General features: G+C 71.8%; 1 protein-coding gene. It reads left to right on the forward strand.

What is annotated here, in order from left to right; translation table 11 throughout:
- Positions 1-228 precede the first annotated feature (228 nt).
- Positions 229-12,435 carry a non-ribosomal peptide synthetase/type I polyketide synthase gene (locus ABD235_RS02240; protein ID WP_344168493.1) on the forward strand — a complete coding sequence of 4,069 codons (12,207 nt, stop codon included), beginning with the start codon at positions 229-231 and terminating at the stop codon, positions 12,433-12,435.
- Positions 12,436-12,804 lie beyond the last annotated feature (369 nt).

The raw sequence follows: 12,804 nt of genomic DNA on the forward strand, positions 1-12,804 counted from the left end.
CTCACCCCGCCCGGTGAACGCCACGCTGCCCGCGCGCCCGTACGTCGGCGCGCGCACCACCGCGTTCCCGCGGGCGGCCGCTCGCGACCTGTCGGCGGCTGCCGCCCCCACCCCCTCTGCTTTCCCTCACCCGCACCCGACCGCCTGCGTGCGGCAGGCGTACGTCGTACTGGATGGTTTCAATCAGCCTGCTCCGGAGCAGGCTGAGCTGGTGGTGGCTACGGAGTGGTGAGGAACGGCGCGGACCGACCGGCGATCAGCACCGGGCCGGCCCTGATGATCCCGGCCGGGTACCCCCGCGACCTGCCGAGCGCGCTGCTGCGCGCCGCCCGCGACTTCGGCACCGCCGGCGTCGTCGAGATCGGCCCCGACGGCCGCGAGACCCGCCTCGACTTCCCGACGCTGCTCGAGCTCGCCGCCCGCATCCTGGCCGGCCTGCGCGCCAACGGCGTCCGCGCCGGCGACCCCGCGGTCGTGCACTGCACCGAACCCGTCGGCTTCTTCGCCGCGTTCTGGGCCTGCACCCTCGGCGGCATCCGCCCGCTGCTGATCTCCCCGTCCCCGGCCGGCGACCGCTCCGAGGAAGGCCGCGAACGCCTCCGCAAGGTCACCGAGCTGCTCGGCTGGACCGTCCTGATCGGCCGCCCGAGCGACCTCCCTGACGACCTCGGCCTCCCGGTCCTCGACCCCGACGCCCTGGCCGGCCACGAGCCGACGTCGGACTTCCACCGCCCCGCGGCCGACGACGTCGCCGTACTGATGATGTCGTCCGGCAGCAGCACCGGTACGCCGAAGCTCACGCAGCTGACGCACCGCGGCCTCGTCGAGTTCGCCGCCGGTACGCCGGCCATGCTGCCGGTCCGCCCCGGCCAGGTGACGCTCAACTGGCTCCCGCTCGACCAGAGCGGCGCGTTCCTGCTGTACCACCTGCTGCCCGTCTTCACCGGCTGCACCAACATCCACGTCAACACCGGCTGGATCGTCGCCAACCCGCTGCGCTGGCTCGACCTGATGGACCAGCACCGGGTCAACCACTCGTGGTCCCCGAACTTCGGCTACCGCCTCGTCACCACCGCGATCGCCGGCGAGCCCGACCGCCACTGGGACCTCTCTGCGCTGCGCAGCCTGGTCAGCGGCGGCGAGCAGATCACCGTGCCGGTGATGAGCGAGTTACTCCGGCTGACCAACCGCTTCGGCGTCGTACCGGAGACCTTCGTCGCCGCGTGGGGGATGACCGAGACCGTCACCGGCATCACGTTCGCCCGCCCCGGCCTCACCCCGAACGTGCACCGCGTCCGCATCCCCCCGACCGGTGTCGTCGAGTGGGTCGACCAGGCCACCCCGGCCGGCAAGGTCGCCGTCGCGCGCCCCGGCAAGCCGCGCGCCGACGCTCCCGGCGTACTGAGCCTGGTGTCGGTCGGAGCACCGGCCCCCGGTACGACGGTCCGCATCGTCGGCCCGAACGGCGCCGTCCTCCCCGAGGGCCGGATCGGCCAGCTCCAGGTCGCCTCCGCCCGCGTCACGCCCGGCTACCTCGGCAACCCCGAAGCCGACCGCGCCGCCTTCCCCGTCGGCAACTGGCCGGCCCGCAAGTGGCTCGCGACCGGCGACCAGGCGTTCATCGCCGGCGGCCAGGTCGTCATCACCGGCCGCGACAGCGAACGCATCGTCCTGAACGGCGAGAACCACTACGCCCATGACATCGAAGCCGTCGCCGCCGGCGTCCCCGGCGCCCCCGAAGGCCTGATCGCCGCCTGCGGCATCGCCGACAGCACCACCGGCACCGACCGCCTGATGGTCTTCTACGCGGACGTCCCCAACACCCGTCCGGACCTCGCCGACGCCATCCGAGCCGCGCTGCTCGACCGCCTGGCACTGTCGGCCCAGGTGGTCGCCGTCCCGAGACACCAGTTCCCGACGACGCCGGGCGGCAAGATCCTCCGCCCGCTCCTCAAACAACGCTGGATCGAAAACAGCTTCGACCAGTCGAGGCCGCTCCGCCCGGCCTCTGCGGTTCCCGCTGCCGCCGGCGCTCCGGCTGGTGCCGCTGGTACTCCGGCTGGTGCCGCTGGCGCTCCGGCTGGTGCATCCGGCGTACCCGGATCCGCTGACCCGTCCTCCGATCCAGCTGGCGTCTCCGGCCTCCCCCGCACCCCGGATGCGTCCACTGCCCTCTCACCGACGCTGGACCCCCTCGACCCCGCCGCCGCGCCCCCCACCTTCGAGGAAGACCCCGCCGAGCGCACCATGGAGCTCCCGGTAGTCCGCCTGGCCTGGCGCCGCGAACTCAAGGACTCCATCCCCAAGCCCCCCGAGCGCCCCACCCTCGGAGCCAACCGCCACGAGGACCCCCTCGGATCCGACCACCCCGAGCAGCCGCAGCACGAGGCCGCGTCCGAGTCCCCGACGCCCACCGAGCCCTCCGGCCCCACCGCCCGCGACCTGAGCGAGCCCGCTGCACAAGACAAGACCGACGCCTCGACGCAGACCGAGCCGTCCTCCGAGGCCGGCCCCGCCGCCCGCGACCTGAGCGAGCCCGCTGCAGTCGACGAGGCTGACGCCTCGACGCACACCGAGTCGCGCTCCGAGGCCGGCCCCACCGCCCGCGACCTGAGCAAGCCCGCCGCAGTCGACGAGGCTGACGCCTCGACGCACACCGAGTCGCGCTCCGAAGCCGGCCCCACCACCGGCGACCTGCCCGACACCCTCGCGGACGACGACGCCGACCCGCAGACGTCCTCCGATTCGCACCCCGCAGCCCCTGAGGCCCTCCAGCATCCAGCACACGACGAAACGTCGGCGCAGACGTCGCCCGACGCGCACGTCACCACCTCGGAGTCTCGCGACACCTCCGCCGAGTCTCACGAGGGGCTGGCGTACGACGAAGCGCAGACCGCTTCCGACGCCGCGGAGTCCGGCGAAGAGCCGGCGTACGACGAAGCCGCGGCTCAGACGTCGCCTGAGGCGGACCTCATCACCCCCGAGGCCCGCGTAGCCTCCACCGAGCCCCGCGAGGAGCCGGTGTACGACGAGGCGCAGAGCCTTTCCGGTGACGCCTCCGACACCGTCCAGTCGACCACCTCCGACTCCACCACCAACGCTCGTACGTCCGCCACGAACGCAGAAGCAACCGCGCCCGAGCAGGTCCCCGCCGAAGCCTCCGCCGACGCCGACGCTCGTGCGGCTGCAACGGATGCAGGCGGAAGCGCGGCCGAGCAGGTCCCCGCCGACGCTGGCGCTCGTGCGGCTGCAACGGATGCAGGCGGAAGCGCGGCCGAGCAGGTCCCCGCCGACGCTGGCGCTCGTGCGGCTGCAACGGATGCAGGCGGAAGCGCACCCGAGCAGGTCCGCGCCGAAGCCGGCGACGCCGGCGACGCTCGTGCGGCTGCAGCGGACGCAGACGAAAGCGCGGCCGAGCAGGTCCCCGCCCTAATCGACGCCGACGCCGACCAGTCCGCCGCGGCGACCGACGGTTTCCCGTCACGCCCGGCTGCACCAGGCGCTGACGGCCTCCAGTCCGAGCCGACTCGAGGTGACGCGCTCTCGCCAGCAGGCAGTAACGAGCCCGTCGACGAGGCAGAGCCGACCGACGCGCTCATGTCCGCGGGTGACGACAGTTCCTCCGCCGCAGCGGACTCAACAGAGCCGGCCGACGAAGCTCGTCCGTCGGTAGACGCGGAAGGCCCCACGGGGAAGGCGATCTCAGCCGAGAAGCTCTCGTCCACCGACGACGCCACCTCGTCAGCCGAGGCGGGCTCGCCTGAACCATCCGGCGATGCTCGTCAGTTGGCATCGGCAGATTCCGACGAGCATCCGTCGGAGACGAGCCCGGCCGACGCACTCCCGGATGCATCCGCCGACCGAGCCGTCGGCGAAGAAGCGCCGACGAGCATCCTCCCGCGAGTACAGGCCTCCGAAGCAGCCCCCACTGAAGCGCCCGCCGACGCCCCCACGCACGCGGCGGGCGCCGACCCAACCCCGTCCGAGGCGACGACGGCCGACGCACCCTCCTCCGCGTCCGCCGACGAGTTCTCCGTCGCCGAGTCCTCCGCCGAGGTGGGCTCGGCTGAGGCGCTTGCCTACGCGTCCGCCGACGATGCGGTCAGCGAAGCGCGACCAGCCGGCACAGCCGTGGTCGAGGACGGCGACGAGTCCTCGGTCGCGGATGATGACGAGCCGTCTGGCGAGGCAGATTCGGCTAACGCACTAGCCGCCTCCGCCGACGAGCCAGTCAGTGAAGCCGGGGCGATCGGCGCAACCTCCGTTGTGGACAACGAAAAGGCCTCGGTTGAGGACGACGACGAGTTGTCTGCCGAGGTGGACTCGGCTGACGAACCAACGTCTGCCGACGAATCCGCCGGCGAGGCCGGGCCGTCCGACGCAACCCTGGTGAAGGACAGCGGCAAGGCCTCAGCCGAGGAGGCCGACGAGTCCTCCGTCGAGGCTGGCAACAAGTCCTCCGTCGAGGCGGGTTTGACTGAGGCTTCCGACGAGACCCGTACGGCGGCGGACGCCGACGAGGACGGTGACAAGTCCTCCGTCGAAGCAGGTTTGGCTGCAGCGTCCGACGAGACTCGTGCGGCGGCGGACGCCGGCGAGTCCCCGGCCGAGGTGGATGCGGACGAGGCGCTCGCGTCGGCAACCGACGGGGAGCCTGACGAGGCACGGCCAACCGGCGCAACCTCGGTCGAGAGCAGCGACGAAGCCTCAGCCGAGGGCAGCGACGAAGCCTTGTCCGAGGGCAGCGACGAGTCCTCCGTCGAGGGTGACCACGAGTCTTCCGTCGAGGCGGGTTTGGCTGAGGCTTCCGACGAGACTCGTGCGGCGGCGGACGCCGACGAGTCCCCGGCCGAGGTGTATGCGGACGAGGCGCTCATGTCGGCAACCGACGGGGAGCCTGAGGAGGCACGGCCAACCGGCGCAACCTCGGTCGAGGGCGGCGACGAAGCCTCGGTCGGGGGCGGCGACGAGTCCTCCGTCGAGGGTGACGACGACGAGTCCTCAGCCGAGGCGGGCTCGGCTGGAGCTTCCGACGAGACTCGTGCGGCGGCGGACGCCGACGAGCCCCCGGCCGCGGCGGATGCAGACGATGCGCTCGCGTCGGCCACAGGCGGCGAGCCCGGCCCAGAACGGCCGACCGACACGACCTCGATCGAGGGCAGCGAGAAGGCTTCGACCGAGGCAGACGCCGAGCCCGACGAGGCACGGCCGGCCGACGTCGTACCGGCGGAAGCGCAGACTGACGGTCTGCCTGCTGAGAGCGCATCGACTGAGGATCTGGATGCGATCTCCGCTGACGCTCGTCAGCAGGGCGCAACAGACGTCGATGATCAGCCGGCCGACGCCACACAGACCGACGTGCTCTCGATCGACGCCGCGCAGACAGACGAACCTTCGATCGATGCCGCGCAGACCGACGAGCCGTCGGTGGACGCTGCGCAGACCGATAAGCCGTCGACGGATGTCGAGCAGACGGTTGCTGCATCTGCCGATGTGCTGCCGACGGATGCAGAGCTGGGCGGAACGGCGCCGACTGATGGCTCTCGGTCCGAGGCGGTTGATGTCGACGTACCGGCGTCGGCTCGTGCAGGCCAAGCAGTCGAACCGATCGGCGACGACGAGAAGTCGCGCGAGGCTGCGGACGCTAAGGCCGAGCAGTCAGCGGGCGATGCGCCTACAGACGGTGACGCAGGCGAGGCACTCCCCGTTGCGACGGACAACGCCGACGAATCTCCTGCGGACGAAGCTCATGCCGAGGTAGTTGCGGTCGAAGGACTCGTGGGGGTGGAGCCGTCGGCCGAGGACGCGCAGCCGGTGGAATCGGCGTCGGCTGCGTCGGAGTCCTCGACGGTTGCCGAGGAGTTGCCGGCGGCAACTGCCGAGGATGGCGACGAGGCAGCGTCTGGTGATGGCGCTCTGTCGGTTGACGGGGTGGAGCAAGCGGCTGACCTGCGGTCGTCGGAGGCTTCGGTTGTTGGCGACACGGAGCAAACGAGTGACGAGGCTGCGGCGGGCGGAAGTGCTTCGCTGGAAGGCGATTCGCAGCAGGCGGATGTGACCTCGACGGAGATGTTGTCGGCGACCGAGGACTCTGCGGACGCGGACGAGGTGCCGGTTGAGGCTTCGGCGGTTGGGGTTGTTGAGTCTGCTGAGATGGTGACGGCGGCGGATCTGGTTGAGTCTGGCGATGCTGTTGCGCCGACTGGACAGGCGGCGGCGAGCGACGCCGACGGGCGAAGTGCGGCCGAGGCGTCCAGCGAGAGTGTTGCGGTCGCGGATGGCGACCAGCCGGACTCCGCGGCTTCGGCTGACGTGGCCGTGGAGCGGGCAGCCAATGCCCCAGCGCTTGCTGCTGCGCCGATGCTTCCGACGCGGGCGCCTGGTGAGGTGGCCTCCGGTGCGGGGGATGAGGATGTAGCTCAGGGCGGGGCAGACGCTGATTCACCCGATGCCGACCAAGGTGTCGCGGCTGCCAAGGATGCAGCTGCCGGGGACCTATCCGTGGTGGAGCTGGCCAAGGCGTCAACCCACAAGGCAGCCAAGGCGCCCGCCCACGCCGGCCGCGGCGCGACTGCCGGGCAAGTAGCCGAGCCGGTGGCAGTCGTCGGGCTGGCCGCCCGTTTGCCAGGCGCCGGCGGGTTGGACCAGTTCTGGGACAACCTCGTCAACGGCGTCGAGAGCCTGCGTCGGTTCTCTCCCGAGGAGCTGCGCAACGCCGGCGATGCCGAGGCGTTCGGTGATGACGAGCTGGTCGCGGTCAGCGGTGCGCTCGACGACGTCGAGTCGTTCGACGCCGCATTCTTCGGGCTGAGCGCGCGCGAGGCCGAGCTCACGGACCCGGCGCAGCGGCTGTTCCTCGAGGTGTGCCAGCAGGCACTCGAGCATGGCGGGCATGCTGGATCGACCGAGCGGATCGGCATCTTCGCGGGCTCCGGCATGAACCTGTACGGCGCGCAGCCGGGTGAGAACCTGGCGACCCGCGTCGCCTACCGGCTCGGGCTGACCGGTCCGGCGATCGGCGTACAGGCTGCCTGGTCGTCGTCGTTGGTTGCCGTGCACCTCGCATGTCAGGCGTTGCGGAGCGGCGACGCCGACCTCGCGCTGGCCGGTGCGGCGGCCGTTCATGTGCCTCAGGCAACGGGTTACCACGCCAGTGCCGGATCGATTCTGTCCCCGAGCGGTCATCTCCGGGCCTTCGACGCTGATGCCGACGGGACCGTGGGCGGTAACGGCGTCGCCGCCGTACTCCTGAAGCGGCTGGACCAGGCGATCGCCGACGGCGACACCGTGTACGCCGTGATCCGCGGGTCCGCCGTCAGTGAAGGCGATCAGGTCGAGCTCGTCGAGCGCGCGCTGGAGAAGTCCGGCGTCCCGGCCGAGTCGATCAGCTACGTCGAGGCCAGCGCGTCCGGTACGCCGGATGCCGACGCCGCCGAGTTCCTTGCCCTGAGCAATGCCTTGCGCAAGCACACCGACAAGGTGGGCTTCTGCACGATCGGGTCGGTCAAGCCGAACATCGGCCACCTGGCCAGCGCGGCCGGGATGGCCGGGCTGATCAAGACGATCCTGATGCTGCAGCACCGCACGCTGGTCCCGACGATCAACTACGACCGTCCGAACGCGAAGCTCCAGCTGGCCGGCAGCCCGTTCGTGATCGGCACGCAGGTCGGCGACTGGACGTCCGGTACGCCGTTGCGCGCGGGCGTCAGCGCGATAGATGCCCGGGGCACCAGTGCCCACGTGATCCTCGAAGAGGCGCCGCGCCAGATCCGCCGCGGCGACGACGGCCCCGTCGTACTGGCGCTGTCCGCGCCCGACCCGCACGGCCTGAGCGACCTCGCCGAGCTGTACCGCGCCGACTTCGAGGCCGGTACGGGTCACCGCCTGATCGACCTGGCCGGTACGGCGGCGCTCGGCCGCCCGGCGCACCGGCACCGGATCGCCGTCGCGGGCTCGTCGGAGCAGGAGCTCGCGGAGGCGCTCGGGTCGGCGATCCCGGCCGAGGTTCCGCGCGGCGGACCCGGCCCGCTCGGCTACGCGTTCACTGGGCAGGGCGCGGCCCGCCGCGGCATGGCGGCGGGCCTCGCGGCCCGGTTCCCGGTGTTCCGCTCGGTGCTCGACGAGTGCGACAAGGTGTACGCCGAGGAGTTCGGCGGCAGCCTGCTCGACCTGCTGCTGACACCCGCGACCGGGACCGAAGGCGTCTGGCCGACCGAGACCGCGCAGCCGGCGCTGTTCGCGTTCGAGCTGGCGCTGGCCAGGCTGTGGGAGTCGTTCGGCGTCCGGCCCGCGCTGGTCGTCGGGCACAGCGTCGGCGAGTACGCCGCGCTCTGTGTGGCAGGCGCTTTGTCGACAGCGGACGGCGTTCGGTTGACCGCCAAGCGTGGCGAGCTGATGCAGCGCGGAACGGTGCCGGGAGCAATGGTTGCCGTGCGCGCCGATGCCGACCGGGTCCGCGAGCTGGCGATGACGCCCGGCGTCGAAGTTGCTGCAGGCAATGGTCCGCAGTCGTTCGTGCTGGCCGGGTCCGAGGTGATCGTCGGGCAGCTGGCCGAGCAGCTCGACCGGTTGCAGGTGTCGTGGCAACGACTCGACGTCGACCGCGCGTTCCACAGCTCGCTGGTCGACCCGATCCTGTCCGACTTCGCCGAGATCGTTGCCAAGGTCAAGCTTCGGCCGCTGCGGACGCCGATGGTGTCGTCGTGGTCGGGTGAGCTGCTGGAGAGCGGGACGAAGCTCGACGAGGACTACCTGGTCGGCCAGCTGCGGCAGCCGGTGCTGTTCGGCGACGCGGTCGAGGCACTGACCGCGGCCGGGTGCCGGCGGTTCCTCGAGCTCGGGCCGGACGCCGTACTGTCACCGGCCGGCCGGCGGATCGCGCCGAACAGCACGTGGATTCCCGCGCAGCGGCTCGGGCAGGACCCGGTGCTCGCGACGATGAACGGCCTGGCCGAGCTGTACCTGCAGGGCACCGAGATCAACTGGGCGAAGGTGTACGCCGACGGCGGCCGGGTGCCGCTGCCGACGTACCCGTTCCGGCGGACGCACTACCCGGTCGACGTGTTCGCGGCCCGTGCGCCGGAGCCGTCGCCGGCGAAGGCCGCGCGGGTCGAGGAGCCGGTCGACGAGCTGCGGCCGGTCGAACGGACCAGCGGCGCGCTGAAGCGGATCCCGCTGGACCCGCCGGCCGCGAAGACCACCGAGAAGGTCGCCGAGCCGGAGACGGCCGAGGAGGAGTCGCCGTTCGCGATCCCGGCGGACGACGTCGACCGCGTGGTCGCCGTACCGGTGCAAACCACGCCGGCAGCCGACGACAAGCCCACAGTCGACGACAAGCCCGCAGCCGACGACAAGCCCGCAGCCGCGCAGACGCCGACCGCCGAGAAGCCCGCGCCCGACGAGTCCGGCTATGCCGCGGCCGCCGATCCCGAGGTCGTCGCCGAGCGGTACCGCGAGTCGCTCGACCTCGTGCTCGACCTGACCAGCGAGCAGCTGGGACTCGACCCGTACGACGTCACCGTCGACCACTCGTTCGCCGAGCTCGGCGCCGATCCGGCGTCGATGCAGCGCGTGCTGGACGAGGTGCTCCGCAAGTTCGATGTCGAGGTGAAGGCCGAGGCGCTGTTCGAGGACCTGATTACGCCGCACAAGCTCGCGTCGGCGATCGCCGCGAAGACGCCGCCGTCGGCGTTCGCCGCGAAGCCGAAGCAGACCAGGCCGGTGACGCTGAAGCCGGCCCGGATCAGGGTGCTGCCGGAGGTCCCGAAGAAGGAGGAGCCGAACGCGCGCGCCGCGCTGGCGGTCCTCGGGTCGGGCCTGGCGGAGTTGGCGGCGAAGGTCGATGCCGCGGCGTCGGCGACGAGCGAGGCCGACCTGCCGGGCTCGGGTATGGCGGCGTTGATGTCGCAGCAGCTTCGGGTCGCGAGTCAGCTGGTCGACGGGGTCACCAAGCTGATGCACGAGCAGCTGGCGTTGCTGGGCGACGTACCGCAGCCGCAGAGCGGACCTGCGCACAGCGGCACTCAAACCCAGGCCGGTACGCCGCACGCCGGCGCGGGCCAGGCCGGAGCGGGCTCGGGGCAAGCTGGAGCCGGCTCGGGCCAGGGCGGCGCGAGTACAGCCCACGGTGGAACGGCCGGAACCCAGGCTGACGCGAGCAGCGCGCCGCGGCAGGACGACGCGGCAACCATCGAAGCCGAGCGCGCCCGGCAGCGAGCGGCGATCCAGTACTGGCAGACCGCGCTGAGCGGCGCCCAGCCGCTGGTGCTCCCGGCGGACAAGGCTCGTCCCGAGGCAGCAGCCGGTACGGCGAGCCTCGTGCACGAGCTGGACGCCGGGCTCGGCGAGGCTGTGTTCGCGTTCAGCCGGCAGCGTCGGCTCAGCCCGCTGATGACGATGCTCGCCGCGGTCGGCACGGTGCTCGGCCGGTTCGCGGCGCAGGACGACATCACCATCGGCGCGGCCGCGCTGCGCAGCCAGGAGCCGACCCCGCTGCCGCTCCGGATCGATCTGTCCGGCGAACCGGACCTCGGCGAGCTGGCCCAAAGGGTGCGTGAGGCAACGACCGGTGCGTTCGACCACGCCGGCGCCGACCTCGCCGTACTCGAGCAGGACCCGCTCTACCAGGTCCTGGTCGTCTTCGAACCGACCACCGACGAGCTGCCGGCCGGTCTCGACCTCAGGCTCACGCTCGCGAACCACGCGCAGGGCATCACCTGTACGGCGGACTACCGCTCTGGCCTGTTCGACGAGTCGACGATCAAGCGGCTGCTCGACTACCTCGAAGCGGTCCTGCGCCGCGCGCTCGCGCAACCGTCGATGTCGCTGCCGGACCTGATGCTGCCGATCGAGTCGGACCGCCTCGCGCTGCGCGAGCTCGAAGGCGCCGCGCCTGCCGGCGGTCCGGTCGGCAGGGTCCGCCGCAACGCGGTCGTCAGCGGTGAGCTGAGCGGACTGCACACGCTGTTCGAGCAGCAGGTCGCCCGTACGCCGGACGCGATCGCGCTGATCCACGGCGAGCGCGAGATCTCGTACGCCGAGCTGGACCGGCGCGCGAACGCTGTTGCCTGGCAGCTCGTCGACCTGGGCGTGAAGCCGGGCCAGCTGGTCGCCGTACGGGTTGCTCGTGGGGTCGAGCTGGTGGTCGGCGTACTGGCTGTGCTGAAGTCCGGCGCGGCGTACCTGCCGCTGGATCCTGGCGTGCCGGAGGCGCGCTGGGCCTTCATGACCGCCGATGCCGGAGCAGTCGCGCTGGTCGGTGACGACGCGGCGCTCGCGGATCGGCTCGGGCTGCGGCTGGTGCCGGTGGTTGCCGGTGACAACGATGTGCGGGCCGAGCAGGCGCCGCCGGTGAAGGCCGCGGCCGATGACGTTGCCTACTGCATCTACACGTCGGGCTCGACCGGGAACCCGAAGGGCGTCGCGGTGCCGCATCGCGGCCCGGTGAACCTGATCCGGCACTACCTGCGCTCGCGGGCGTCGCTGCGGACGTTGCAGTGGACGTCGTTCGGGTTCGACGTGCACGTGCAGGAGATGTTCACCGCGCTCGCGTCGGGCGCCGCGCTGGTGCTGATCGGCGAGGACGACCGGTACGACCCGGACGCGGTCGTGGCGGCGCTCACCGAGTACAAGATCGAGCGGCTGTTCATGACGTTCACGCCGCTGACCGCGCTGCTCGCGACGATGGACGAGATGCCGGAACTGCCGGCGCTGCGCGAGATCGTCGCCGGCGGCGAGGCGATGGTCCTGACGCACGGCATCCGCGACTTCCTCGCGGCGCACCCGGACTGCCAGCTGTACAACGAGTACGGGCCGACGGAGGCGTCGGTCGTGACGACGATCCACCAGGTCGACCCGGCCGAGGACCGGCCGTCGATCGGCCGGCCGATCGACGGCGTCGTCGTACGGTTGCTGGACGAGGCGCTGCGGCCGGTACCGGTGGGTGCGGTCGGTGAGATCCACCTCGGCGGAGTGGCCGTTGCCCAGGGCTACATCGGACGGCCGGACGAGACGATGACGTCGTTCGTCGGCGATCCTTCGGCACCCGGGAGCCGGCTGTACCGGACCCGCGACCTCGGCCGCTGGCGCCCGGACGGGACGCTGGACTACCTCGGCCGGGTCGACGATCAGGTCAAGATCCGCGGCCACCGCGTCGAGCCGGGGGAGACCGAGCACGTGCTCGCCGACCTCGACGGCGTCATCGACGCGGTCGTCGTGGCCTGCGTCAACCCCGCCGGCGACACCTGCCTGATCGGCTACGTCGTCCTCGACGACGAGGACCCGGCGGTGCTGGCCCGGCTGATGCTCGAGCTCACCAAGGAACTGCCGATCTACCTGGTCCCCGCGGACCTCATCCCCATCGAGGAGCTCCCCTTGGACGCGGCCGGCAAGCTGGACCGCCGCCAACTCCCCGAGCCGGAGTGGTTGCAGGACTAGAGCGAGTCTCGGGCTCGTGGGCTCTGCCCACCTCGCCCCCAGCAACGAAGGGGGAGAGGCTCGCAGGCCGGGGCCCAGTCGCGCTGAAGCAGGATCCGTTCGCCGGACGGGGTTGGTGGCGCCGGCTTTCGGGTCCTCGGGGTTCATTTGCGGGAGGACCGCGGCCGCCGGTCCGACAGGCAGATCGTCGGGGCGAGGTCGCCCGGTGGAGTCGGGCTGCCGCGTCGCTGCTTCGATGGGCGCTTCGTCGGGGCGAGGTTGCCCGTTGCCTGGTGGAGTCGGGCTGCCGCGTCGCTGCTTCGATGGGCGCTTCGTCGGGGCGAGGTTGCCCGTTGCCTGGTGGAGTCGGGCTGCCGCGTCGCTGCTTCG

This window comes from Kribbella lupini (genome assembly GCF_039529595.1).
GTDB classification, from domain to species: Bacteria; Actinomycetota; Actinomycetes; order Propionibacteriales; family Kribbellaceae; genus Kribbella; species Kribbella lupini.